The sequence below is a fragment of the Microvirga sp. KLBC 81 genome (assembly GCF_003075415.1).
Classification (GTDB): domain Bacteria; phylum Pseudomonadota; class Alphaproteobacteria; order Rhizobiales; family Beijerinckiaceae; genus Microvirga.
This window is the reverse complement of sequence record NZ_QDAH01000035.1, coordinates 1-26079: the sequence shown is the minus strand read 5'-3', so window position 1 is coordinate 26079 and position 26079 is coordinate 1. Positions and strand designations below refer to the sequence as shown.

Genomic DNA, 26079 nt, shown 5'->3' with positions numbered 1-26079 from the left:
GTCACCCCGCTCCTCGTTGCCGGCTATGCCTTCAGCGCCATAAAGCGCGCGACGTCCTGCGGCGCGATCTGCATCCGCGTCTGGCTGCGGAGTGCATCGATTCCGAGGGTGCGGAGATCCTCGTTGAAGTCGCCGAGCCGGGGCGAGATGACGATCGCCTCGAACCCGGCCGCGCTCGCTCGTTCGACCAGGCCATCACGCGCGCTATTCCCCGCCGGATCGTTGTCGCGGAGGATGTAGAGCCGCCGCAGCGTGTCAGGGAACAGGATGGCAGCGAGATGGGCTGCCGAGAGCGCCGCCAGCATTGGCATGTCGGGGAGAACCTGGCGGATCGAGAGGACGGTCTCGATGCCTTCGCCGGCCGCCATCACGTCGCCGCCGATGCCAAAGCGGACCGCATTGCCGAGCAGGTCGCCCATTGCCCGGCGTGGCGTGTCGAGAGGCGCCTTGTCCCGGCGTCGCGGATCGAGCCAGGTGCGGTGCGCGCCAGTCATCTTGCCGTCGAGGTCGGTGACGGCTGCGATCATGGCCGGCCAAACTTCAGTCGGCGAATGCTCGTCGGGCCGATAGTAGCAGCGTGGGTGGAAGCGCAGGCTTCCGGTTCCACGCAAATCCGTAATGCCGCGTTCGCATAGATACGATTGTACGAGCGTGCCCGTGATCGGCCGCGACATGCCGAAGAGGCGGCGGGCCGCCCCGGGTGAACCAAGCGGCGCCGGAGCTTGGCGTACGGCGGGCTGCATCGGCTCGGGTGGCGGCATGCTGAGGAAGGTCCGCGCCTCGTCGGCGACGTCCTTGAAGTCGACGAGGCCGCAGCTCTCCCGGATCACGTCGAGGAGGTCGCCATGTTCGCCGGTGGCGGCGTCGGTCCATTTCCCGGCCGGGCCCCTGGCTGAGTCCTTGAGCCGGACGTACATCGAGCGGCCGGGTGTGTTGCGCACGTCGCCCACCAGCCAGTAGCGGCCCTCGCGGCGTCCGTTGGACAGGTAATGACGACAGACTGCCTCGGCCTGTCGGCCGAGACGGTGCGCGAGATCGGAGGCGTCATGACAGGCCATCACGCGGCCTCCCGCTCGGAGAAGAGCGGCAGCGCCTCCCGTTCGAGGCGCTGCTGACGAAGGAACGCCGCGCGTTTGCGTGGCGTGTCCCGATATGCGATCGGCCGTGGCCAGCGACGGAAGCGCATCACACATCCTCCCGCTGGGCGCGATGGGCAGCGTAGAGCACGCGCTCGGCCTCGCGGATGCTGCCGGTTCGATGGGCCGCCTCGGCCCAGACTGAGATTGGAAACAGGCCTTCGAACAGGATGTCGCGCTCAATGCCGAGCCCGAGCGGCAGGCGGACAGCGGTCATCTCGGCGAGGCTGAACGAGCCCAGCTCGGGCTCGCCGAGATCGGCCAGGCCGAACAAGGTGTCGCCGTCCTCGTCGAGTTCCGTGGCGAGCCAGACGCCTGCGCCGAGGGGGTTGAAGAACTTGACCACGGGAACATGGTCGACATCGCATTCGCGGCCGTTGGCGAGCAGCCGCTCGCGCAACTCGGGCGTGAGAAGGATCATGCCGCCCTCCTGCCGATGGAGGGTTCGGCCTGCAGGCCCGCCTCGTCCGCCGGCAGGAAGCCGAGGAGCCAGTCAGCCGCCTTGCTCGCCTGCGATGCAGCGCGGACGATCGCGCGATTGTCCTCGCGCAGCACTTCCAGCCACGAGCCGATGTAGTCCGCATGCCGGACGGTCGGCACGATGCTGAGCGACGCGCAGCAGAAGGCGGCGCTCATCTCGGCGACGAGCTCCTCGAAGGCGTACTTCTTGGTGCCGAAACTGCCTGTTATGTCACGGCCGAGACGAGACGAATGACCGGTGGCGTGACCCATCTCGTGCAGCGCCGAGCGGTGCCAGTTGATCGGTTCGAAATAAGCCTGGGGCGGTGGGACCTGGACGTAGTCGAGCGCCGGAACATAGAAGGCCTGGTTGCCGCCGATGCGGAAGTCGATCCCCGTCGCACGGATCAGCGCCTCGACCTTAGGCTCGATCAGGCCCGGAGGCGGAGGCGGTGCGACGATCGTGATGTCCTCCGGCAGGTTTTCGCATTGTGCGGCGTTGAAGACGGTGAAGCGCTTCAGGAACGGGATCGCCTGGGCGTCTTCGCCGGTCTCGCGGGCGCGCCGCTTCTCGTCCTCGGGCACGAAGCGGTCGGCATAGACGACGGTCGTGCCGCGCTCGCCCTTGCGGACATTGCCGCCCAGCGCGAGTGCCTGGCGGAAGGTGAGCCAGCTCTGGCCGGGAAAACTGTGCTCGATCACGGCGCCCCAGAGGATCAGCACATTGATCCCGGAATAGGGGCGGCCCGTGGCGGCGTTTCTCGGCATGGCGAGCGGCGCCTTCGCGGCGGCTGTCCCCCACGGCTGGACCCAGGGCACGCGGCCGGCCTCCAGCTCGGCGATGGTCTTGCCGGTGATTTCGTCATAGAGGCTCGTCCGATCCTGGCCGGCGCGAGCGGGTGCGATCTTTCTGGACACCGTGGGTCTCCGCGACGGGCGCCGGGAGCCTCTCTCCCAGCCCTCAACCCGTCACGGCAAAGCCGGTCCGCACTCTCACTCTACGGGGGCGTTGCGGGGTCTCCCCGCAGAAGGGGTCGGCCGAGACGAGAAGGCTCGGCCGCAGGGGAAGGCTTTCCCCCTCAGAGACGTAAAGCCGATTTTCCGGAAATCAGTCTCGACGTATTTTTCGTCTTACCGGTCCCGTCAACCCGCTTGAGCCGTGCAGTCCATAGGCTGAACGAAGAAGGTCGATGGCTTCGTCGCGTGTGAGGGACACGTCGAACGCCTTGGGGTCGAGGGTCTCGTCAGCTTGAGCCAATTCGAGGAACTTTCGGAGATCCTCGCGGATCGGATCGGCGAGCTTAATTGAGATATCCGGTGCCAGCAGCTGCGCCAAGCGGAACACAACATTGCGATGTTTCCTGATGGTCTTGCTATTGATCGTTTCGCCTGCGTCCGAGCGGGCGGTCAAATCGAGGAGGGCTCGGGCCTCGAAGGGAATAAGCAGGGTTTCGTCTATGACCATGACGCCGTCCAGTTTACGTTTCGCTGCCTGCAGCGCGTCGTAGCAGCCCTCATCGAGGGATCGCCGAGAGGCTGATATCCTCTTCCACAGGGATGGGCGCCAGGCCCGCCTCTTCCGGGAGGTCGAGCGCCGCTGGTTTGTGCGAAAAGAGCTCGATCATGAAAGGGAAGCTTTTGTCGGATGGCCGATGGAAGCGATAGAACTCCTTTTTGCCATCGCTTCGCTCGCGGGCCTGATATCCGCCTGCATCGAGAAATGCTTTGAAAGCCATTCCAAATGCGGGATCGACCACTTCGACGCAAAGCACCATGTCGATATCCTTGGTCGCTCTGAATGGAAGACCGGCCGCATCGAACAGCAAGTCACAGGCGGCACCGCCGATGATCGCATAGTGATCCTCATGCCCTGCGAAATGCTCACGGAATTTGTCGATGCCGGCTACCATGGGATGTTCTCCAAGAGTTGTTCTGCCGCCATGGCAACACGCTCGTCACGATGATCCCGGAACTGCGCGTAAAGCGACAGAGGGTCCACGGTATTGGTGTCAGACAAGGCGGCAGGGTCGTAGGACCATGTCTCGATGATGAAATCGGCTTGATCCCGGCTGGTTTTGGCAAGGCCGGAGGTCTGTGCGATCGCCTTCCAACCGCTGGCGGCGATGGCGAATGTGCGTATCGACGGCCGGGCCAAATCCGTCAGCTCGGCAAGCGCTGATTCTCCCGCCTGCTTGAGCGGCACTCGGAAGTGATCGCCTCGGACGAACTTCACAGAGCGTACCGGGCTGCGGAGGAGATCGCGCGCCGCCTCGAATAGCTGGCGTCCTTCTGCCTTGAACTGGATATGTCTTTCCTTGCCGTGCTTTTCCGTGTGCGCGACGCCCGATGCAACAAGATCGTCGAAGGCGCGGCCGATCGACATCGCCGAGTAGCGGAGTCGCGCCGCGATGAGCGACGGGATCGTAGTATTCTCGTCGTGCCGCAAAAGGTGATTGAACAAAACGGCTTGAGCCGCCGGCGATAGGCCGCCCGCACGCCGTTGTTTGAGCGCGCGAAAATGCTCGCGCAGATCCATGGTGAGGTCGGGGATATAGAGCTGGTTGCCTGGGACGACGAACGGCACACCCTGACCGATCAGGCGTGACCGGTTGTGCGCGCTCAGCGACGGCGTTGCGAAGACGACGATTGCATCAACAGAGTTGCGGACCGGGCCGATGTGCTTGGCGATGTCGGAAGGTTGGCGGCGCTGTTTAAGGCCGCAAGAAAGACGCACTGTCCTCCGGCAATCCAGGCGTCATAGAGGGTGTAGGTTCGCCCGAGAAATGAAGGAAGGCCGCGTGCGCCTCAAATTTAATAACTCGAATGCGGTCATGAAGGGTGTCTCCGAGATAGCGTCCCAGCGCCTCGGCGAACGATCCCTCGGGGTGATATGCTGCTTCACTAACATTGCGGCGGACACTAACATCGTTAGTGTTATTATGTAATATCAATGTTAGTGACCTTTTCAGGGCCGGTGCCACATGAACAGGCGTGCCGGCTAGGAGTGCAAGGCGAGCTTGGGCATGCGCTTAACGATTGTGGCTACCTTGCCCGCTGGGATGAGAGTAATGGGCAGGCGATCGTAGGGACCGTCATTGTTCCGGTCCGTTTTGGTCACACTTAAACTGAACCGGAAGCCGGATTCTGTTCGTTATGCGGTCTCGGTTATGGCAAAGAAGGATACCACGGCGCCATAATGGAAACCTGTCTCCAACAGAACGAACGCATGCCAAATGGCGTTTTGGAAGCGCAGCCCCTCCCAAACGTGGAAGATGACACCAGTCGTGTAGAACAGCGCTCCAGCCGATCAGAAGGTACAACCCAATCGACAGCCTGTCGAAGCGTCCGGGTAGCGCGATCTTGAACATGACCCCGACTAAGGACGCTGCCCAGACGACAACCAGAAGAATTTGCGGCATGAGCGCGCTGCCCATACGCGTCAGGAACGGCGTATAGGTGCCCGCAATCAGGACATAAATTGCCGCATGATCGAAGCGGCGTAGCCACCACTTCACCGGTGAGATCGGCCACATGTTGTAGGCCGCAGAAATCATCAGCACCGCCATCATCGCGATACAATAGATCAGGGCCGGGATCAGCTCCGAAGGGGAGGGGTCCGGCATGATTGAGATCACGAGCACCGCAACGGCAATAAGCCCTAGAGCGATGCCAAGCCCATGGACAATACCATCGGCCCAGAGTTCAGCACGACCATACTCGAAGCGTCCGGCGGCCGGTCTATGCAAGCCCGTTCCCCTGCAGTTTCTTACCGGATCTACCAGTCGATTGAGGAAGCATATGGGCCGGACAGCGGTGCGGTGGCATCTGGCAGCCGACCCCACCCGCCCTCTGGTACACTCGGAACCGCAAACCCGGAGGCGCCGCCCGGTCGCTTAAAAATTTTCGCTCGCGCCGAACTTTTGCCGTGGCGCCTCACACGTCATTCGCTGCCTGAATGCCTCGATAGACCTTCACGTCCGGATCCGGCAGCCGATCGAGCCGCGCTGCATAGGCCTCATCGTCCTCACCGGCCTCCTGAGGGTACTTTCCGATTTTGAGTAGGAACTTCAGCGCGACCTCGTCGGGGCATCGGTACTGTTGAGCAAATTCCCGCACCAGGGACATCGTTTGCTCGTCGATACGCTGATAGCTCTCAATCATCGTCCTGACGCTCCTGAATAGGGGCCAGTACCGCAGGCGAGTATGCGGTCTCATGAAGTGATTGGAAAGCTTCCCCCTCCTATGAGATGTGCGAGTTGGAAGCTTCCCAGACCGTGTGGTTTCGCACGCTCGCATTCCCATACTGACCAGACAAAACAGGTCGTGGAGACAGGCTTGAGCGAAGTGGCGGAACCATTACTCCCAATTATCGACGGCGAAGTCTTTGAACCCGCTCCACCCACGCCCGAGGAGATCACCAGGCTGTTTGAGGACATGCTCCATCGAGGCTTCGGGCCCGAGGAAGCGACCTCATTCATGTTCGAGACCGCGGCAACTCTCTGTGGATCTGCGCGGCCGGCGACATAGCACTAAGATTGCCCCGTCGAAAACCGGCGGGCAATATCAGAGCGGAGCTGACCACAGATGTACTGGCAGCGCCGCCCTTCAAGTTTAAGACGTGCAGGCGAACCCTGGGTAAGGGTCCGAAAGTGCGAGGCAGCCCCACGTGAACTTCCACAGCTCCCGTCGCTGGTTTGTCACGAAGGCCGAGCAGGCACGGCAGCCAGTCCACTTCATTGAGGCTTTGGTTGGTCATAAGCGCACCGGGATGACCATTGGACGATATTCAGAGGGACCACTGCGTCAGCAGTTTAGGGATGCTATAGAAGCCTTCGCCCTCCCAGTAATTTTCCCGACTGAATTAGCTCTAGGTTGCCGGTAGTTGCTCAAGATACCACATCAGGACTCGGACATGAGGTGGCATGTCCAACTTCAGACTAGTCCACGCAACTGAACCGCCGGCCCATCGGCTATCCGTACACGCATGGCGGCAAACCGCGCTTGCAACGGCCCCTTGGTGCCACGCCGCCACGTGATCCGGCGCCATGACGCCTTGGCCAGCATGGCCTCGGCCGAAACCGCTTCCGCATCCGGAACCAGCGTCTTGCGGGGTCGTCCACGTGTGGTGGTGGAGGTGACCATCCGCACGTCGGCCGGATAGACTTTCTGAATGCGCACCGTGCCCACCGCCCAGAGCAACCCGAGAGCCGAGAGCGCCTGCCGGAAGGGTGCGCTGATGCCGTAGCCGGCATCGGCCAGCACCGCCCCGAAACTCACGCCAGCGCGCATCACCCGCTGGAGCTCGGTCAGTGCGATCTCCGGCTTTGAGCGGGCCACCCGAACCGCTTCAGGCACACCGGCGTGCTGCAGGCGGTCAGGATCGTTGATCCAGGTGTCCGGCAGGAACAGCCGCAAGACGATCGGGATCGGCACCTCGCCCTTGGCGAGCGTCAGCGAGACTAGGCTCTGGCAGTTCGCCTTTTTGCCCAGAGCCCCGGCATATTGCGGGCCGACACCCACCGAATGCGTGCCTTTCTTGGGCAGGGCCGTGTCGTCGATCACCAGAATGGCGTCAGGTCCGCCGACAAGCCGGTTGGCTTGGGCGAGGAGTTCAGCCGCGAGCGGTGCATCGTCCCAGGGGCTGACCGCCACAAAGTGATGCAGCTGGTCATAGTCGGCAGGTGCCACCCGAGCAGCGATGGGCTGCAGGCTCTTGCGCGCGCCCGGGCCGATCAGCCCAGCCACATAGAGCGGGCACATGCGCCGACGCGCCGGATGACGAAGGGGTTTGAGGAAGGGTTCGAGCCAGGACTGAAGTTCATGTTCCCACGCCACTGAGGTGCTCATGACGACCTCCCGCGGACAATCCTTCAGTGGAGACGTCGGCAGCGCTCGCTCTGTTCCCCAAACCTGCCAAAGTAGTGCTAGCCGGGTGGCGTCATCGATGGCCACATGAAAGCAGTCGTAGCCCACCCCTGTACTGGGGTTGCGCCGGTCACCCGTGATGCGATGGCCTATTCGCTCGAAGCGAGCCAGCTTCTTGATGTCCAGGTGGATTAGTTCGCCAGGATGCTGACGCTGATAACGCCGCGGCGGCTCTTTCGGCTCCAGGGCGGCCAAGCGACCCAAGCCACGCCGGGTGAGCCAAGCCGCCACCGTCGAGCGAGCCAGTTTCAGCTTGCCAGCGATCTCCTCGGCGGTGAGCCGGTACTCCCGCCGGAGCATTTCGATCACGCCAATCCAGTACTCCGCCGTGCGGTTTGCAACGGTCTTCGGGCAGGAGGAGCGGTTCTCCAATCCGCCAAGGCCTTGCGCCCTATAGCGGGCCAACCACTTGCGAGTGGTACGCTCGCTGATGCCGAAGCCTCTGGCCACCTCTCGAACAGGCTGGCCGTCCTCGAGGATGCGGCGGATCATTTCCGCTCGACCCAGACGGGTCGTGCGGGCATTCTGATGCGGGTTGTTCATTCCTCAGGTCCATCAGGGGTTCGTGTCGCAACGACCACCTTCAGGCCCTCAGACGGGATGAACAACCTCTTCAGATCTCACAGCTAGCCCGGCGCCAGGCGCAGTCCGGGTCCCCTGCGCCGGCTCGCCAGGGCCGGCCGCGAGGACAAGGCAAGCTCGCGCCCTACGAGAGCTTTCTGGTGCAGACGGTGGAGGCCGAGCCCGCCATCACTATGCCCGAACTCGCGGCTCGTCTCTTGGAGCAGCACGGGGTGGTGGCCGCCCCCGCGATGCTCTCGCGCCTGCTGTGCCGATCCGGGGTCACATCTAAAAAAATCGCAGATGGCCGCGGAATGCGCACGCGCCGCCATTCGTGAGGACCGCCGCGTCTGGACCGGCCAGCGTCAGCCGCGCATGCGCCAGCAACCGGATCGCTTGCTGTTCTTGGATGAAACGTACGTCAACACCAAGATGACCCGCCTGCGCGGGCGTAGCCGCAAGGGCCAGCGGTTACGCGCAAGCGCTCCGTTTGGCCCTTGGAAGACCCATACTTTCCTGGCCGCGCTCCGCTGTCATGAGCTGAGCGCCCCTTGGATCATCGACGGTCCCATCACCCGCTCGGCCTTTGATACCTACATCGCGACGCAGTTGGCTCCAACGCTGCGCAAAGGCGACGTGGTGATCCTCGACAACCTGGCGGTCCATAAAAGTGAAAGGGCGGCCGAATGCCTGAAGCAACGAGGGGCCTGGTTCCTGTTCCTGCCCGCTTATTCGCCCGATTCGAACCCGATCGAGCAGGCCTTCGCCAAGATCAAAGCGCATCTACGTAAAGCGGAAGCCCGAACCTTTGACGCGCTGTGGCGAGTCTTGGGTGACATCTGCAATCTCTTTGAGCCGAGCGAATGCTGGAACTATCTGAAGCACGCAGGATACGCGTCCGATTAAATATCCGAGGCTCTAAGAGGACCAGTGGCTTGACGTACCAAGCCCGTGCGCGATCCGCCGCTGCCCAGAAGCTCTCAATCTCCTCTGGAGCCAAACGGCGCTGACGAGATCTGCTCGGTTCAGGTAGGGTGATTTGACGGACAGGGTTGTGGCTGATCGGAAGATCCCATTCCCGGCGCGCTACTTCGAAGCAGTGCTGGAGAATTGCCAGCTCTCGCCGCACAGTTCCGCTGGTGACGATCTTGAGACGATCATCCCGATATCGAGCAACCATCGCTCCCGTTACTTCATCCACAGTTGCCTTGGCGATGCTGTGGGCGCTGATCACACGGAGCTTGAACTGCTCCCGGTCGGCTCCGCGCTTTCTGATCGTGACCTCCCGCTCATATCGGTTGAGGAGATCGCGAACAGTGACGCTCTTTAGTTCTCGGTGGTTGATGGGCAGTTCGCCCCGATCCACTGCACGCTCCTGCTCTCTTGCCCAGGCGGCTGCATCGGCCTTTGAGGAGAAGGTCTTTGTGAGGAGAGGGAAGCCCTGACGGCGCACTTGAGCCTGCCAGGAAGAACCGCGCTTGCGGATAGTCGCCATAGTCTTTTGTCCGTCGTTGTGACACCAGTGTGACGGACTGATCTGTTGGGCTGGTTCGGACGCTCTGGCGGTCCTCGGCCTGAACCTCAGAGATCCTTGTGGATCAAAGGGTTAAATGGCGGAGAGGGGGAGACTCTTCGCCAATTTCCGCCGTTTCTCAAGGAATCCAAGGCATTCGGGCCCGGCGCACAGGGCCAACGATACGTTTCCCTGTACTTCAGCCGATACGTGGATTCAAGCACGGAAGGCTTCGGTGCGAAACGGGACATGTTTGCAGCAATTGGTCATAAACTGATATGTCATTTCATATAGGCTTATTGAGTCTCAGGGCGACGACCCGAACATTCAAGAATGGAAACCCCGTAGAGGTTTTGTTAGCCAAGAAGTGTGAACATCTGTGTCGTAGGATGGCCCCAGGTACCTCGCGGTAGCTTTTGGGCTGTTCTTGACCGCTCTGAGGCCTTACGGGCGGGCACGCAATCCGCTACTCAACCCTCGCGGGGTGGTAAGCCCAATTTAATAACTATCGAGGCACGAATGGCACATTACAAGGACGAAACCCTCGACGCTTTGGCGGAGATCGGGAATGTCGCCCAGTTCGTGAGCTTCAGACCAATAGAGGGGCGACTTCAGCAAGGATTCTGCCGGATCTCTGGCTATCCTGCCAATATGAGGTTCGATGCCCCGGAAGGTGCCGTAGCGGCAGTCCTTGCTGCCGCAGCCGACCGTAAAGTAAACGTCCGCAGCTACGCCCCAGAAAGCCCGCGTAGCAGGGAGTTCGTTTATGGTATCGAAACAGTCGACGGGGTGATGGAGGTACTGGAAAGGTTAAGCAGCGAAGGCCTCCATCTGATTGTGAATGAGACGATTGATGTTGCCGACGGCGGCGTATCGGGTGTTGTCCAAGGAGAGACGGTTGAGTTCGCTCCAGATGACACCCCGCGGTGCGTCGAGAAGCCAGGCGTCGCGTCGCTGCCCCTTGAGATGGCACTTCGGATGTTCCAAATCGTCTATGGCTTTGAACCTCAAATCCGTGCGGGTGACGGCGCTCGACTGGAATTCAGTCTACACCCCCGGCCGAGGGGACACCGGGGCACACATACGCTGGTCTGGGAAAGAGAGCTGAACGTGCCCATCCCGCCTGCCGCGACGTTGGCATGGCCAAATAGATTCAGTCGCCATCTCGGTGATAAGGCCTATGGCCTTCTTATGGCACATCTGCTTGGTGCTCCAGTCCCGAAGACACTGGTTATAGGGCGTCGGGTGGCGCCATTTTCATTCGGGCAGGAAACAGGATCGCTCGAGGTGTGGACGCGGACGTGTCCCGCCGAGCCTCAGCCTGGACTTTTCACAACAGTAAAGGGCTGGGTCGATCCCTACCGCCTTCTTTCACGTGAAGATCCAGAGGGGAATGTACTTGCATCAGTTCTCTGCCAGGCGGCTGTTCGCGCACGCTATTCTGGAGCTGCTGTTGTAGGTGCAGAGGGGCGGTTGCTCGTCGAGGGGCGTCAGGGGGAGGGCGACCGATTCATGCTAGGGCTAGACGCACCAGAGAAGCTCCCCGCGGAAATCCTTGAGAGTGTTCGCACGCTACATAGCCAACTCTCTGATCGACTTGGTGCTATCCGTTTCGAGTGGGTGCATGATGGTGAGCAGGCATGGATAGTACAATTGCACCGGGGAGGTACGGGTACAAGTGAGCAAGTTATTGTGCCCGGGGATGCGGATAAGTGGGTTCGTTTTGAGGTTTCGGCCGGAATTGAAAGCCTCCGCAACTTACTTTCCCGCCTTGACAACGGTGTTGGTGTGACGGTCGTCGGAGAGGTAGGTCTTACCAGTCATGTGGCCGACCTGCTCCGAAAAGCACGTCGGCCTGCGCGGTTGGAACATAACTTGGCCGACTAGAAATAACCGGCTACGTATTCATCATGGACAGTCGTCATCAGTGGCCCTATCGCTGCGCCAGATGGTTTCGATGATGTCGCTGCCTCGAACGCGATGCACTGCAAGAACATGATCGGCAATATCTGGAACGGAATACTTAACCAGCAACTCTACTACCGTACCGGAGAGCGGGCGCGTCCGGCGCCTCTCCTTAAATGGGAAGTCTTCAATTCTCAGAAATGTGTTCTTACCACGAGGTGTGGGCGTATAGATGGTCGCTCCACTATTAATTGGGCTGAGCAGGATTCGATCTTTATGTGAGGCGACAAGACTTCCGGTATCGACTGTGAGTACCGTCTGTTCCAAATTTCTGTACGCTCGGGCTTTTAGGAGGCCCCGAACTCGATCTCGATGAAGCCAAAAGAATGAGTGCGCATTGAGGATCCGATACCAATCACTAGGCTGAAGGCCATCTTGTAGGCATCCCGCTAAAGCTGACTCTTTTATCGGCTTTTGGTCGCGAATTACCGCTCCGGGGAGCCCAGCTCTTTGGAGCGGGACGGATTCAGGCCTGCGCATTTCCTCAAGACGCTTTCTTGCTTCGCCTTCGACCCCATATTGGTCAAGGATTGCGGATGTGCTCTGAAGGCCATGCTCACGTATTGCCGCCCAACTATCCTGATGGGCCATGTGCCAGAGCCGCGGATAATGCTCAACAAGTTCATCTACTTGCAATTGGATCACCTTCTGTCGGTCATATGAGCTGGACCAAAGCCGGAAGACACGAGTGTCACCGAGATGCCGGTTGCCTGCTCAACCTCTTCTATGAATGACCTAGTTTTTGGATCAAGCTCATCATAGGCGCGGGCGCTCGCATTGGAGGCTGATAAATAATCCGCGAAGGTGAGCGCGATCTCTGTTGCGCCATTCAGCGCTGCGGATCGACGGACTTGCTCCAAATCAAATTCCGCTACCCTGCGCTTGCGACCGGACACTGTTCCCTTCTCTGTATCAAGCAGGGTCTCCAGCGAAATCCCTGAACGATCAGATACCGTCTCCCAATCAATCTCTACACCCATTGGACCGGAATCCCCGCCGACACGAATGGGATAGGTTCTCATCACCATGATGACTTTTCGAACCCGCGTTGGTGCGATCCCTGCATCGGCCAAACATCCTGCTGCCGATGTCTCACGGGACGTCACATGTGGATAAGTTCCATGATGGATGCTCAAGCCTGTGCCTTGGGTTCCTTCGACCAAAACTCGATGTCCGGCGGCGTACGCTTTGTCGAGTTCAGCCTTCGTATCGCCAACATATCGCTTGAGTTCCGGGACGTCCTTGGCGAGTCTCACGGGCGGGCCAAACCCTGGCTTATCACCGCGGTTCATGATTTTGCGTGCGCTGGCGGAGCCTACGCCTTGTTTTGTAGAGGAGATCGATTCAAGCGCGGCAGCCTCAATCCGGCGATCCTCATCATCAATGATCATGGCCTGCTTATCGATGATGAGGCGTCCGGGACCAAGATGCGGATGGTCCAGAATTTCAAGCATCATTTGTGGGAGCCAGATCGTTGATCCGGCTGCGATGAGAATCTGAGCCTCTTTGTTGGCCCCTGTGCCGGATGGGAGCTGGATAAACTTGTATGGCGGCTCTGCGACTTTGTGGCCTGCGTTCGGGCCACCAACCCGTACAAGAACGTCGTAATCGCGTGCAATGTACGCGCAGATATTGCCCTTTCCCTCGCTCCCGTACTGACCGCCAATTATCACGTCGACGAGGCGCTTCTGATCCGGAACAGTGGGAAACCGTCCCGTCAATGCGCGTGCGGCGAGATGAACTGGGCCCCCGCTGGTAGTATCCAACTGAACATCAGCGATAGCGGCCAGCCTTTCTATCTGAGACTCCGTCTTGCTGAGTTTGACCTCTGCATAGGTCTCAAATTCCTGCACCTCCTTATGACGGGCGAGATATCGCTGTTCAAGGACTTCATCCGGGGCTGTTAAATGGACGTGGAGGACGCGTACACGGCCAAAGCGATCACGAAGCCTTTCCACCTGTCCGGGAATCCTAGCGGAGTCAATCAAGAGAAACTCTGACCCAGGATTCGCCTCCATGGCTTCGGCGGCAGCATCCGCGACCCATGCCCCGCTAGTCTCACGATCCAAGGCGTCTCCAGCTTCTTGGAGCGCAGCGCGTTCCTCTGGAGCACCGGTTCTCGCTATTAGGAAGCGCCGCGTTGAAACACTATGAACTGAGCCGCGTTTCTTTAGGGCTTCCGCGAAGGCAGACTTTCCTGCGCCCACAGGGCCGGAAAGGACGACAATTGTCGGCATGATTAAACTCCTGGGGACAAGGCTCGGCAAAGATAATGTTCGGTTGGCGGAGGTTAAAGTCCCAGTTAGTCAATATGAACAGGGGAGGATTGTGCGATGCGAGAACGGACAGTCGCTGTCAGAATGGGGAAGGGACCTCAGATCATGCTCGCCAGCGGTCGCTGGTTTGACCTGCTGGATCCTCAGAACAGTGAGTTCACAATTGAGGACATCGCGCACGGCCTAGGCAACATATGTCGTTATGCCGGCCAATGCAGGCGGTTCTATTCGGTAGCAGAACACAGTCTCTACGTGAGTTGCACTGTCGAGTCTTATGAGCTTGAGGCGCTTCTTCACGACGCCGCTGAGGCTTTTCTTGGGGATATTACAAGGCCTCTTAAGCAGTTGCTCCCGGATTACAAACGGATCGAAAAGAACGTTGAAGCCGCTATTTATGAGCGGTTCGGCCTTGATCCTGAATCAAAAGAGATAGTTAAGGCTGCCGACCTCCGCGTGCTGGCCGCTGAACAGTCCCAAGTGATGCCTCCCGGGACAGATGACTGGGCTGTGCTGACGAGGGTTATACCAGCGCCGATAAAGATATCTTATTTGAGCCCAGACGAATCCCGACAGGCTTTCCTGAGGCGCTTTATGGATCTGCGAGCTCATGCGCCGACATCTACCGCGCAGTACGCGCCTGCGTTCGTCTGCCGACCGGGGCATCAGCATCGGTAGAGTTTCACCATCCGAAATTTGCTCAAACCAGAAATTATTTCCGGTTTGAGCTGTTTCGTTCCTGCACGGGGTCAGGCCTAGGGCGATATGCAGGCGCTGGCTCGGCCAAGTCACTCCCCATTACCTCCGACTCTGCTTCTTTGAGATATTCTCTACGATTGGTAAGAAGACGTCGGTACACATCCAAGCTTGATACTGGCGCTGGTGATGCACAGCCTCTATCCAGAGGCGTCCCTGTTGAGGATGCTGCCCGTTCCAACAGCAGCTTATCGGCCGAGCTTGGGCCTGTGGTGACAAGTGGTGGTTCGTCACCGTGATCCCGCGAAGCAGGCAGGCGATTGTCACCTCGTCCTTGTAGGCACGATCGCCCCAAACTTCGACCTCCCGCCAACCATGGCGTTCCGCGGCGGCGGCTGTCTCCATTGCGGCAGTTGCGGTAATCCGCCCTCGGAAATGAATGGCTTCGCCAGTGTCGATCAGCGAGCTGCCGTCCCGGAGGTTTAGCCAGAGACATTCACGGCCCTCATCGTAACGAGCCTTGGCGATCTCGGCGACCTCCGCAGCCTCAATCCAAGTCCCACCATACCAAGCTCGGAGCACCGCTGCGCGTCGGTCTCGGCGAGCCGCAGCCTTCTCTGCTGCCCGGGCCGGGTTCAAGCGCGGGGCCCGACGGCTCCGCTGGGCGCGCTCGATCACTGCGACCTCGATGTTGATGGCGTCCAGCTCCGCCTTGGCATCCTCCCACTCCTTACGGAGGCGGCGATGGTGATGGAGGGCAGTCAAGGCTTCAGTCGGAGCCCCGGTGCGCTTCGCAGCCTCCCAGTTCCACCGGGGCAACTCCGGTTCCGGGCCAGGCCAGTCTCGTTCGGCATTTGAGCGGGCGTCCGCAGCATAGTCGATGTTGTGATCTCGGCAGAAGGCCGTTAGGCGTTCAGCCACCATTTTCCGGATGGTGCGTCCATCCCGTTCGCGAAGCCAGTCATTCCATGAACGCTCCTTCCGTTTCGCGAAGTCGTCGCCCTCGATCCGGCGGAGTGTCGCAAGCCCATGGATGTTAACGTTGCGTCCACCGTCGCTGGCCGGGCTGTCGTGAACATCGATCTGGAGGACCATTCCTCGTTCACGGAAGGGCTCATAGACATACCGGATACAAGCCTCCCAGAGCGAATGGGGAACCTGTCGCGGCATCGACAGATCAATGATCCGCGCCTCTTGGGCGTCTACCCGCTTCTCCGTCGCGGCAGCCCGCCTCCAGAGTTCGCCAGGATCGCGCGTCCATTCCGGTGCCCCGTCGGGGCACAGCATGACAGTCAAGGCATGCTCCGCTCCCTTCCGAGAGTAATCGAACCGCCGGCCCTCATGGTCAACGAGGCGACCGCAGGATTGGTACGCGGACCGCTTCACGGCGGAGTGGCCTTCCGATCGGCTGACAACACCGAGCTGAACACGAAAGAACCCCGTCATGATCATCTCCGCCGGCGGAAACGGGGACCGCCGTAAAGATCTTTTCGAGCCACGTTGCGGCAGCAATGTATAGGCGAACCTGCCTGCTCGGTTTCCTCTCCCCGTGTTGGCCAGCTTGAACCCGCTCTCGTGCCAGGCAAAGCGCCGGTTACTCTTACTCCTGTTGCACACGGCGAAGGGGGACAGGATGATGGACTCGCTCGAACGAAGGCTGGAGCTGGCACGTGTGAGGGAAGGGAATGCCCGGGCGCGAGTTGCACGCCTACGTCGCTCTCTCGATCGCTCCAATCGCCGGACCGCGAATCAAGTGAAATTCACCCTCGGCGCCGCGATGCTCGCTCTTGCAGAATCCGGTCGCGGCGATGCGATGGTGGACGCCTTCCGGCGCTGGCTCGATGTGTACCTGTCCCGTGATCAAGATCGAGCGATCCTTGTCGGTACGATCTTTGATCCAAGCCATCGGAGGTCGGCCCATGACGCGGCATGACTCAAACCGCCAGAAGAACCGTCATGGATTGCGATCTTCTCGACGACAGATTGGTGCCTGTATTCCGGTAATCATGCGTCGCGCTAGTAGGGCGAAGGAGCGGGCACCACGGATTCCATGCTTGCCAGAGGTCGTCTTCCTAACTGTCCTTGCAGGCTTACTCGCCAAAGCGGTCTTTCTCACCATTCTTGACTTGAACATGCGGCCGTCGCCACCTCGAATTGGGTTCGAAGGCGGCGAGCAGTCACCCCGACCCGTAGGCTTCAATGGCTCTCCCGGAGTGGATGAGACGGCAGGAATTACTCGCGAGCAAACTCCGCGAGACCACCTGCCGCCGCTATCCACGGGTGACCTGGAGCTTGCCCGGGCACTCGACTTCCTGATCCGGAACAGAGGCAGCCAAGGGCCAGTGGCAGATCGACGATGGCAAGTCGTTGAACAGGTATCGTTGCCCCTAGCAGTCTACTTTCGGGAAGTTGATGATCGCTCCCGCTGGGGCGACCTTCGCAATGAGATCCGGCGCACACATGTGTCCTGCGTGCGTACCCCGGATCCATCCGAGAGAGACCTTAATCGGGAATATCTGGTAAAGGTGGCGACACTGGCTGATGCCTGGGCTGATCGAGGGCGGAGCCTACTTGCCGAGTTGGAGATGACCAAGACCGATTCAAGCTCGCCAAGCCCTGTACTGGATTTATCGGAGACGCAGGAACACCTCACAGCACCTAGCTTGGCTTTATCTGTGGATGGCACCCGCAGTTCTGTCGCGCTAGGGCATAATTCTGCTAAATCAAGCAACGGGCAAGGTATGGGGGCGCCTGTTGTACATTTCACGGGTCATCGTGAACAATTATCGCTGCCTGAAGACAGCCGACATAGAGCTAAACCCGGGGCTTAACATCGTTGTCGGAAACAACGAGTGCGGTAAGTCGACCCTACTGGAAGCGATTGATCTTGCATTAACCGGACAGTTGAATGGGCGCCCGATTCAAACCGAGCTACATCCCCACCTGTTCAACTCCGAGGCCGTGGCCACCTACATCAATGCGTTGATCGCAAAGACCCCTGTCGCACCGCCGGCAATTCTCATCGAGTTGTATTTTGAGGATAATTCGGCGCTGACGAAACTCAAAGGCATCAACAACACCGCGAAAGTGGATCTGCCAGGTGTGGCGCTCTCGATTGAGTTCAATCCGGAATTTGGCGATGAGCTCGCGAGCTATGTCGCGAACCCATCGCTCATCCGCACCCTGCCCATCGAATACTACAAAGTCTCGTGGAGGAGCTTTGCGGAAAACCCAATCACAAGCTCTCGAACCATCCCCATCAAGCCGAGCTTTATTGACGCGAGTACGATCCGCAATAACGCTGCTGCCAGCCGCTATGTCGTCGATCTCATGAAGGATAGCCTCAGCAAGGGGCAAAAGGTCGACCTGGCGTTGTCCTACCGCATGATGAAGGATGAGTTCCTTAATAACGAAAAAGTTAGAGCCGTGAACGAAGCCCTCGCCATGAAGAAGGGCGAGATCACCGAGAAGGCGCTATCGGTCTCTCTCGACACGACATCCCGCGCGAGCTGGGAAGTGGGTGTGATACCTCACTTGGATGACGTACCACTCATGCTCGTCGGCAAGGGCGAGCAGAACTCGATCAAGATCAAACTTGCATTGGAGTCCTCTGCGGATTCGCATCTTATCCTGATCGAGGAGGCTGAAAATCATCTCTCGTTTTCAAACCTTAACGCACTCATTAACCATATCGCGGAGCGGCGCGGGGAACGGCAACTTGTGATCACCACACACAGCAGCTTTGTGCTCAACAAGCTCGGAGTGGATTCGGTGATCCTGTTCCATCGGGGTTCGGCGATCACGCTCAAGGATTTGAAGAAAGATACCCAAGACTACTTCATGCGTCTCCCCGGGCACGATACTCTTAGGCTAATCCTGGCAAAGCGTGCCATTCTCGTTGAAGGTCCGTCCGACGAGCTGATTGTTCAGGCTGCCTATAGGAACCTGCACGGAAAGATGCCGCTTGAGGCCGGAGTCGACGTGATCTCGGTAAATTCGCTTGCATTCAAGCGTTTCCTTGAGATCGCCGTGCTCCTCGATCTCACCGTTGCCGTGGTAACGGACAACGATGGGGACGTCGCGGCCGTCGAACGCAAGTACCAGGACTATTTCGGTAATCCGAAAGTCGGCATTCATTACGATGCCGATGAAAACTATCGGACGCTCGAGCCTCAGTTACTGAAGGCAAACGGACGCCCTGCGATCGAGCGCATCTTGGGCAGGACGTTCGAAGGCGATGCCGAACTCTTGAGGCACATGCAGACCAACAAGGCGGACGCCGCGCTTAAGTTCTTCACGACACAGGAAGCCTGGACCGCTCCTGGCTATATCGTAGATGCCATCAGCTAGCCAAATCGTCCTATGCGCTGCGGGCGGCGGGAAGACCACCCGGATCGTCAGTCAGGCAATGTCTGAGACGACATCGCGAGCCGCCCTGGTGACCTATACTCAGAGCAACGCGAAGGAGATCGAGCGGAAGTTCTACGGGCATGCGGCGGCAATCCCATCGCGCATTGAGGTGATGACATGGTTCACTTTTCTTCTACGAGAGCTGGCTCGACCATATCGACGAGTGCTGCACAATGAGCGGATTGACGGCTTCCACTGGGCCGAAGGCCGATCAGTCCCATATGTCCCTGAATCCAACACGGCGGCGCATTACTTCGCTGGCAGTCAATTCATCTACTCTGATAAAATCTCGAAATTCATTTGCGAATGTGACCGGCTGACCGACGGGGCCGTAATGCGGCGGCTGGCTCGGCGTTTCGATCATATATTCGTGGATGAAGTTCAGGACATGGCGGGCTACGACCTGGACGTGCTGGAACTGATCCTAAAGGCCGGTATCAGGCTCAGGCTGGTTGGCGATCATCGTCAGGCGACGCTTCGCACCAACTTCGCGAAGAAGAATTCGGCATATTCCGGAATCAACATCATAAAAAAGTTCGACGAGTGGCACAGGGCAGGCCTTGCTGTGCTCTCCTATGAGCAACATACCCACCGCTGCCATCAAGACATTGCGGATCTTGGAGACAGCTTCTTTCCGAATGAGCCGCCCACCAAATCGTTAAACACCACCGTAACAGGCCACGACGGCGTGTTCATTGTGTCGTCCTCGCAGGTCACGGCATATGTGACTCGGTTCGCGCCGCAGGTTCTGCGGCTCGATAAGAGAACGATATGCGAAGATTTTCCCGCGATGAATTTCGGAGAGTCCAAAGGACTGACATTCGACCGTGTGCTGATCTTCCCGCACGGACTAGGGAAGAAATGGCTTGGCACGGGGGATCTGACCCACGTTGAGAAACTATTGGCCAAGATGTACGTCGGAGTGACCCGCGCCAAGTTCAGCCTCGCCTTCGTATTCGACGGTGCCGCGTCCATACCACGCGCACAGGCCTATTCTCAGTAGCAAGAGTTTGCCCTCACTCCTTCCCAGCAAAACTCTGACATCTCCGATCCTTTCGGGATTCTGGTTAGGTGAGGATTACTGCCCTAGTCTTAGGTCTAAGGCATGCCAAGAGTGGACTTCAGAGTTTATCCTGATCAAGCCCTTCTTGCGCCCAATCCAGTCCTGCACTCCGGAAAGCGCATTGGAGGCGAACATTGGGCGTACCGGCTTCATGGACCGCTTGCCAGTTTCGTTACGCTGACGGATCTGCTAACAAGATGGACATATGCTAGCCTGACAATACGCGGGTTACGACTTATTTTGCTCCCATGCAGACCTGGACCTTCGAGACGCTTCGCGCACTCGACATCAAATATGCCGAGGAAGGACTACACCTTCATCAGCGCCCTTTCCGTGCCGCCCTCGACATTCTGGGGATCAGCTTCTCCATTGGTGTTGGTGGTAATCCTGAGGCCCAGCGGATCATGGCTGCCTATGCTGAGATGATCCCCGAGGTGCGCAGCTCTTGGCCGGGCGTCGGGATCGGCTTAGCTGCGGTCGTCGACCAAGTTCGGCGCGTTATCGTGCCCATTGTTATGGGTGGGCCACAGAGGTTAGAGGTTTGGCGAGGCCTTGGCTTCCCAACGAAGGAAGCTTGGTGGAAGTGGTGCCGAGAGGACCATGATTTCGCGGCAAGGACCAGTTTTGCCTTTGCTGACCTGTACGATCTCACTTATGGCTTGGATGACCTTCGCGGGGCTGCTGGACCGGAGTTCACGCTGTGGAAGATGGCCGTATCCAATCTTGAGGATGTGGCGAACATCCTGCCAACGGGGTTCAGCGTGGATTCCGTTCTCCAACCTATCTGCATGACGGCGGAGTTGTCGTTGAAAGGTGCGCTGATCCACAATGGAGCCGATCCAAGCAGCTTCAAAGGCAAGGATGGCCACAATCTCCTTAAGCTGATGGATCGGCTTGCGTTGGAGATCCCGCACCGTGACGATGCCGCGGCGCGTGAAATCGTACTGCGGCTACCGCCGTACGTACAAAGTCGGTATTCCCCCATCGGTCTGAGGCGTCTTCAGGTGGTGCGGCTTGCGGTGGCCGTCCAGTTTCTCGCAGCATCCACTGTGCGTCGGTTCAGTCATCGCGATCTCGCTTCGCAAATGGAGACGGGTGGCTGGCCAGCACCTCGGCGCCCGTTCTTCCCAGATTGAGAGCCAATCCTAGCCGGCGATTTGGCGGTTCCGCCTACAGGCGACTGATCATCTCACGCACATACGACCATCGTTTCGCGCGGAAATAGCCTCCCGAGGCAAGATAGGAGGACTGAACGCCCACAACCCGGAGGCACTGCTCGGGATTCCAGAACAGCATGTCCGCTGGCTCTCGATACTCCCATATCGAAGCGCCGCTGCACCCAGGAGGTTCAGGCACCGCTCCCATAGAGCCATCAATCATCATGGCCTGGCGCTTGTACCGAAAGAAGAGGTCCAGATCAGACGCGATCGGCTCGGCGGCACTTTGGGCGTCGCAGGGATGCGTTCGGTGTGGAGCGTGAGCAGACTTCCTCCTAGGAGGCCGCCCGCACGAGCCGAACGTTTGCTCGGATAGCCCGTCAAAATGAAGTGCCCATCTTGCGATGGCTCGTCTGTGCTGGCGAGTGTTGACGTGAGCCCTGCGAACTCCTCCAGATGAGGTTAGAGTCCGTCCGACCTGGAGCCGGACGAATGAAGCGCTCACGGTTCACGGAAGAGCAGATCATCGGCATGCTCAAGGAGCATGAGGCCGGGACGAAGACAGCGGAGATCTGCCGCAAGCACGGGATTTCGGAGGCAACCTTCTACAACTATAAGGCCAAGTACAGCGGCCTGGAGGTCTCTGACGCCCGGCGGCTGAAGGCCCTGGAGGAAGAGAACGCCAAGCTCAAGAAGCTTCTGGCCGAGCAGATGCTGGACAATGCTGTCCTGAAGGATCTCGCGTCAAAAAATGGTAACGCCCGCTGCCAAGCGCCGGGCCGTGGCTCATGCCATGCAAGCCCATGGCGTGAGCGAGCGGCGGGCATGCTCCATTCTGACGATCGACCGCTCGTCGGTCCGGTATCGCTCCACCCGACCTGACGATGCTGTGGTGCGTGAACGCATGCGAGCTGTGGCGGCGGTGCGCCGGCGCTTCGGCTATCGGCGCCTGCAGATCATGCTGGCCCGGGAGGGGCTGGCCATGAACCACAAGAAGTTCCGGCGCCTCTATCGGGAGGAGCGACTGCAGGTGAGGCGCCGGGGTGGTCGCAAGCGGGCACTGGGTACGCGCTCTCCCATCCTGCTGCCCGGCGGGCCCAACCAGCGCTGGAGCCTGGATTTCCTCAGCGATGCCTTTGCCGACGGGCGCCGCTTTCGTGTTCTGGCGGTGGTTGATGACTTTACCCGGGAGTGCCTCGGGCTTGTGGCCGATACCTCGCTCTCAGGCCTGCGGGTCACGCGAGAGCTGGATGCCATCATGGCCTGCCGTGGCCGGCCAATGAGCTGTGTTTCGGACAACGGCACCGAACTGACCTCTTCGGCCGTGCTGCGGTGGTGTCAGGCCACGGGCGTGGAATGGCAGTATATCGCGCCGGGAAAGCCGCAGCAGAACGCCTTCATCGAGAGTTTCAATGGCCGCCTGCGTGATGAATGCCTCAACGAGACCCTGTTCACCTCGTTGAGGCACGCCCGGCAGGTTCTTGACGCGTGGCGAAGGGATTACAACACCATCCGACCGCACTCAGCCTTGAAAGGAATGACCCCGACCGACTTTGCTAAGCACACCACCAGAAGACTGCAATCGGAAGGAGCGACCCTTCCAGTTGCTTTGACCGCCAACAACGGGCATCAATCAACCAGCGGACTCCAGCTCTGAGCGGAGGAAACTCAGGGCTCACGTCAGTGTCAGCACACGCCAGCCTGCGCGGGCCCTTTCAATGGTGGGGGGATGCCGCAGTTCGACAATAGCGATGTCTATATCTTTGTTATCGGCGCGATGGAGTTCATAGGGTCCAATCCCATGAAGCTCCCTAGATTGTGTACTTGGAATGACCAAATCCTCAGGGTTGATCTCGTCGAAAATGTGCCGTGCAGTGATCAGAAGCAGGCGGCCACCATGATCGAAAAGTGTCCCCGTCCCAACTTGGTCCACCAAGTCCCGTTTTGGCTCGTGCAAGACTGGAATTGTCACGGTTGCCGCGAAACGTTCCACCGCCCTCATGATCGCAAGATCTTCTTCTGTCACATCAACATCTCGGACAAAGCCTTTGCATTTCGGTTACCTGTCAGCGACCTTTCTGTAAATCGTCGCTGGCGCTGTGTCCTGGAGATAGAGCAGACGAGGGACTTGGCGCGACATCAGAGATTATTAAATGACGGATCGCATCCTCAAGGGGCAGCGGCTCCGGATAGAGCTGCGAATAGGTTGGTTGCCATTCCTCTGGCGACATGAGGCGGAGCCGTTCCTTTGGAATGGGCATTTCTGTCCAAATGCCACCGTCCGCGAAATGGCTGTCTTGGTAGAATTCGCCACTGGGCGGATCGGCGATAGCATAGACGTCGATGTCATCCAGCGTCCGCGGCCCTTCCACCTTCCCTGCCGCTGCTGTGGTTCCTGAAGTAGAATCGAAAGTTCGTGACGCTTGAGCGGTAGTCTGGTGATGTATGAAAGCCAGCGCGCCACCAAGCCTGTAGCAGAGATGTACGCGCGGGGGTATTCTCGGTTGAATGTCGTGTTCCCGCCGTCAAGAGGCCTTAGGCCATTCGCGCAAATGCTGTCGCGATTTCGTTTGTCGCTCACATGGTAGAGTTTCGTTCCCGCTCCGATTAGAACGCTAGGTGTGTACCGCGGCTCAATCGCGAGTTCCTGATCCGTCCGCCGCGTTACGATCCAAGATCTGCTATTAGCTATCTCCGCGACTTGGGCAACTTGTCTTGAATCTTTGAGCTTGAGGTGGATGCCTGTCGGACTTGCCCGGATCTCGCGGATATCGAGATCTGCTTTTCGGACCAGAAGCCGGAGCATCGATATATAGTCGCAGGTAGTGTGCTTGCCTCCACCTGGCATGAGCGAAACGAAGAGGGTGCGGAGGGTAAGCCACATCACCGAAAGGCTTCGTAAAATTTTCTTCATCCGCAGGGAACTTTCCTGAAAATCTCGACCTCATGTGGGGGTCAAGACCACAGGAGTCCTCTTTGACCTCACGACGTCACCATCCCAAGTCCTTCGACTACGGGCAAGTTTCCATTTCAGAGAAGGAGGCTTTGCGCGACTGCGCCTCAGCTATCGCTGTCATCGCCCGGAAGACCAATCTTCAGATTCTGGAGCTTGGCGCAGTCCTCAATCGGGCCAAGGGCCTGGTACCCCGTGCCTTCGAGAAGTGGGTATCCCGGGAGTGTCAAATGACACCCAAGACGGCCGGGAATTACACCGGGTTTTCCAGCGGTTCGGTTCCCGGCGCGACACCATCGCCGACCTCGGGGTGAAACCAACGACCCTGATCAGGCTTGCGACCGCGCTGGATGAGGTGGTCGACGAAGTTTTCGCTCGACTGGAAGCCGGAGAGGCTCTCATTGGTCGTGACGTCGAGCAGATCATCCGTGAGGGCCGCCCTTCTAAGGAAGAGCGCAGTCAACAGGCTGGGTCCGATCAGGCGCCAGGGCGAAAGGGACTGGTTACCGTGCTTTCTAGTCGCCTGCGAGCGAGCGTTGATGAATGGGTGGAGCGCCTGACTGCGCTCCACTCAACTGTCGTGGCTGCGATGCCAGACGAGAAGGCGGGCAAGCGATTCAGGAAGGGAGACTTCGTGACTGCGGTCACTTGGGAAGCGCGCTGGCTTCAGAGCGAGCTGGAACGCATGTCCGGCTACGGCTACTGGAACAAAGCGGGCGAGTACATCGGCAAGCCGTGGACGGAGCGGCCGCAATGGCCGGAAGGCCCTTGTAAGGACGTCGACGATGCCCTGAACACACTCAGCTACTGCGAGTCCCGCAAAGTTGAGGAGCTGGTGAAGGAGTTGCGCGGGGAGGTCCTTCCGGCAATGGAATGGGCGCTGGGACGCACCTCGGCCATGGACGGGGAGGACCAAGATCTCCCGCCTGCGTTCGTCCGTGAGATGGATCGTCTGGGGATCGGAGCCACCGGGATCGAGACCGGAGATTCCGCTGAAGAAGCTGACGATCACCACAACGATCGGGAGGGTGGGGTTGCCGTGTCCGCCACGAGCACCGAATCCATTGCGCTCACGGCGGCCCTGGATGCATCGGTCAATCCGACTCCCGGTGTTCTGCATGAAGAGGTGGCGGAGACGTGATGGCCAAGGGCTACAAGCATCCACCACTCCAGCCTCTTTCGTCAGTGACTGGTCCTCTTTCCTAACGGGACTATCCGATAATCCAATGCGGTTCTCCGGTACGGTGCAGGAATTATCTTGCCCGGGCCGGGGGCCGGGTTGCTTTTTATCTATACACTGAATGACACACCGGAGTGCGGGACCGATCCAGTGACATAAGAGCTGTTCCCGGGATTTGGGTATCAGGTCGAGGAGGCTGTTGCCGCAGTCCAGTTCCGAATAACGGTCTTGCGCTCGAGCCCGGTTCTCCGGGCGATGGCTGCCTTGGTGATCGGTTCCCCTTCTGCCTCGGCAGCGGCAATGGCCTGTCGAATCCTCTCTACCGTGCGCGACGCTCGAAGAGACGCCGAGTAGCTGTGCGATCTGAGGAGGTTGTTCATCCCGTCTGAGGGCCTGAAGGTGGTCGTTGCGACACGAACCCCTGATGGACCTGAGGAATGAACAACCCGCATCAGAATGCCCGCACGACCCGTCTGGGTCGAGCGGAAATGATCCGCCGCATCCTCGAAGACGACCAGCCTGTTCGCGAGGTGGCCAGAGGCTTTGGCATCAGCGAGCGCACCGCCCGCAAGTGGCTGGCCCGCTACAGGGCGGAAGGTGCAAGCGGATTGGACAACCGCTCGTCGTGCCCGAAAGCCATTGCAAATCGCACGGCCGAGTACTGGATTGGCGTGATTGAGATGCTCCGGCGGGAGTACCGGCTCACGGCTAAGGAGGTTGCACCACGTCCCGTCGTTGGCGGCGTCGACACGCATAAAGATCTTCATGTCGCCGCCGTTGTCGATGAA

At 59.2% G+C, this 26079-nt stretch carries 24 protein-coding genes and 3 pseudogenes; 11 read left to right on the top strand and 16 right to left on the bottom strand.

Annotated features, from left to right (window positions below; genetic code table 11):
• Positions 1-23 precede the first annotated feature (23 nt).
• The 11 genes and pseudogenes from DC522_RS19510 to DC522_RS36915 all read right to left on the bottom strand — a co-directional run.
• Positions 24-1058, bottom strand: coding sequence for a toprim domain-containing protein (locus tag DC522_RS19510; RefSeq protein WP_116530329.1), 1035 nt, complete (start codon positions 1056-1058; stop codon positions 24-26).
• On the bottom strand, positions 1058-1189 hold the full coding sequence (locus DC522_RS36920) for a hypothetical protein (RefSeq protein WP_256369877.1): 132 nt from the start codon (positions 1187-1189) through the stop codon (positions 1058-1060). Before DC522_RS36920 ends, DC522_RS19510 begins: the two co-directional genes overlap by 1 nt.
• Positions 1186-1557: a DUF2958 domain-containing protein gene (locus DC522_RS19505; protein WP_116530328.1), complete on the bottom strand. Its 372-nt coding sequence runs from the start codon at positions 1555-1557 to the stop codon at positions 1186-1188. Before DC522_RS19505 ends, DC522_RS36920 begins: the two co-directional genes overlap by 4 nt.
• Complete coding sequence (locus DC522_RS19500; protein WP_116530327.1) at positions 1554-2513, bottom strand: ArdC family protein; 960 nt, start codon at positions 2511-2513, stop codon at positions 1554-1556. The genes DC522_RS19505 and DC522_RS19500 overlap by 4 nt, the downstream gene beginning before the upstream one ends.
• A gap of 190 nt (positions 2514-2703) precedes the next feature.
• Positions 2704-3060 carry a hypothetical protein gene (locus DC522_RS35445; protein ID WP_205769695.1) on the bottom strand — a complete coding sequence of 119 codons (357 nt, stop codon included), beginning with the start codon at positions 3058-3060 and terminating at the stop codon, positions 2704-2706.
• A gap of 49 nt (positions 3061-3109) precedes the next feature.
• Positions 3110-3505, bottom strand: coding sequence for a hypothetical protein (locus tag DC522_RS35440; protein ID WP_205769693.1), 396 nt, complete (start codon positions 3503-3505; stop codon positions 3110-3112).
• Positions 3499-4329, bottom strand: a complete 831-nt coding sequence (locus DC522_RS19490; RefSeq protein ID WP_116530326.1) for a hypothetical protein — start codon at positions 4327-4329, stop codon at positions 3499-3501. Before DC522_RS19490 ends, DC522_RS35440 begins: the two co-directional genes overlap by 7 nt.
• Positions 4330-4746: 417 nt before the next feature.
• Positions 4747-5341 (bottom strand): annotated as a pseudogene (locus DC522_RS19485) (hemolysin III family protein).
• 187 nt (positions 5342-5528) lie between these two features.
• Positions 5529-5756 (bottom strand): hypothetical protein, encoded by a 228-nt coding sequence (locus DC522_RS19480; RefSeq protein ID WP_116530325.1) that lies wholly within the window; start codon positions 5754-5756, stop codon positions 5529-5531.
• 798 nt (positions 5757-6554) lie between these two features.
• Positions 6555-7442: pseudogene (locus DC522_RS36055) on the bottom strand (IS701 family transposase); the annotation flags it as partial.
• A 426-nt stretch (positions 7443-7868) separates the two neighbouring features.
• A pseudogene (locus DC522_RS36915) lies at positions 7869-8063 on the bottom strand (leucine zipper domain-containing protein); the annotation flags it as partial.
• Positions 8064-8384: 321 nt separating this feature from the next.
• On the opposite strand from DC522_RS36915, the gene DC522_RS19465 reads away from it, so the two are divergent.
• From DC522_RS19465 to DC522_RS19455, 3 genes are all read left to right on the top strand, one after another.
• Complete coding sequence (locus tag DC522_RS19465; protein ID WP_116530322.1) at positions 8385-8987, top strand: IS630 family transposase; 603 nt, start codon at positions 8385-8387, stop codon at positions 8985-8987.
• 148 nt (positions 8988-9135) lie between these two features.
• On the top strand, positions 9136-9411 hold the full coding sequence (locus tag DC522_RS19460) for a hypothetical protein (protein WP_133239320.1): 276 nt from the start codon (positions 9136-9138) through the stop codon (positions 9409-9411).
• Between the two features lie 702 nt (positions 9412-10113).
• Entirely contained in the window at positions 10114-11481 is a 1368-nt protein-coding gene (locus tag DC522_RS19455) for a hypothetical protein (RefSeq protein WP_116530320.1), read from the top strand.
• 21 nt (positions 11482-11502) lie between these two features.
• Here DC522_RS19455 and DC522_RS37315 read toward each other — a convergent pair whose 3' ends face one another.
• Together DC522_RS37315 and DC522_RS19445 are read right to left on the bottom strand one after the other, a co-directional pair.
• Positions 11503-12204 carry a hypothetical protein gene (locus DC522_RS37315; RefSeq protein ID WP_371680004.1) on the bottom strand — a complete coding sequence of 234 codons (702 nt, stop codon included), beginning with the start codon at positions 12202-12204 and terminating at the stop codon, positions 11503-11505.
• Positions 12201-13796, bottom strand: coding sequence for an adenylosuccinate synthetase (locus DC522_RS19445; RefSeq protein ID WP_116530319.1), 1596 nt, complete (start codon positions 13794-13796; stop codon positions 12201-12203). Before DC522_RS19445 ends, DC522_RS37315 begins: the two co-directional genes overlap by 4 nt.
• Before the next feature lie 96 nt (positions 13797-13892).
• Between DC522_RS19445 and DC522_RS19440 the strand changes: the two genes are divergently transcribed.
• Complete coding sequence (locus tag DC522_RS19440) at positions 13893-14510, top strand: hypothetical protein (RefSeq protein WP_245444324.1); 618 nt, start codon at positions 13893-13895, stop codon at positions 14508-14510.
• A gap of 120 nt (positions 14511-14630) precedes the next feature.
• Here DC522_RS19440 and DC522_RS19435 read toward each other — a convergent pair whose 3' ends face one another.
• Positions 14631-15974, bottom strand: a complete 1344-nt coding sequence (locus DC522_RS19435) for a MobA/MobL family protein (protein ID WP_165820217.1) — start codon at positions 15972-15974, stop codon at positions 14631-14633.
• Between the two features lie 307 nt (positions 15975-16281).
• On the opposite strand from DC522_RS19435, the gene DC522_RS34310 reads away from it, so the two are divergent.
• From DC522_RS34310 to DC522_RS19410, 5 genes are all read left to right on the top strand, one after another.
• A complete protein-coding gene (locus DC522_RS34310) occupies positions 16282-16461 on the top strand; it encodes a hypothetical protein (RefSeq protein WP_133239319.1) in 180 nt (59 codons plus the stop codon).
• 821 nt (positions 16462-17282) lie between these two features.
• Positions 17283-18878, top strand: a complete 1596-nt coding sequence (locus DC522_RS19425; protein ID WP_116530316.1) for an ATP-dependent endonuclease — start codon at positions 17283-17285, stop codon at positions 18876-18878.
• Complete coding sequence (locus tag DC522_RS19420) at positions 18865-19941, top strand: UvrD-helicase domain-containing protein (RefSeq protein WP_116530315.1); 1077 nt, start codon at positions 18865-18867, stop codon at positions 19939-19941. Before DC522_RS19425 ends, DC522_RS19420 begins: the two co-directional genes overlap by 14 nt.
• 308 nt (positions 19942-20249) lie before the next feature.
• On the top strand, positions 20250-21137 hold the full coding sequence (locus DC522_RS19415) for a hypothetical protein (RefSeq protein WP_116530314.1): 888 nt from the start codon (positions 20250-20252) through the stop codon (positions 21135-21137).
• Positions 21138-21650: 513 nt separating this feature from the next.
• Positions 21651-22815 (top strand): IS3 family transposase gene (locus DC522_RS19410; protein ID WP_116530313.1). Its coding sequence is split into 2 segments (ribosomal slippage): positions 21651-21907 and positions 21906-22815, totalling 1167 coding nucleotides; the frame shifts between segments, so codons are not numbered across the junction.
• A gap of 18 nt (positions 22816-22833) precedes the next feature.
• Here the strand turns inward: DC522_RS19410 and DC522_RS19405 are convergent.
• On the bottom strand, positions 22834-23184 hold the full coding sequence (locus DC522_RS19405; protein WP_116530312.1) for a hypothetical protein: 351 nt from the start codon (positions 23182-23184) through the stop codon (positions 22834-22836).
• Positions 23185-24364: 1180 nt separating this feature from the next.
• Positions 24365-24682, bottom strand: coding sequence for a hypothetical protein (locus DC522_RS19395; protein ID WP_116530310.1), 318 nt, complete (start codon positions 24680-24682; stop codon positions 24365-24367).
• A 63-nt stretch (positions 24683-24745) separates the two neighbouring features.
• Here DC522_RS19395 and DC522_RS19390 point away from each other — a divergent pair, with 63 nt between their 5' ends.
• Together DC522_RS19390 and DC522_RS19385 are read left to right on the top strand one after the other, a co-directional pair.
• Complete coding sequence (locus tag DC522_RS19390; protein WP_133239318.1) at positions 24746-25252, top strand: hypothetical protein; 507 nt, start codon at positions 24746-24748, stop codon at positions 25250-25252.
• Between the two features lie 476 nt (positions 25253-25728).
• A partial coding sequence (locus DC522_RS19385) for a leucine zipper domain-containing protein (protein WP_165820220.1) occupies positions 25729-26079 on the top strand: 351 nt, incomplete at its 3' end.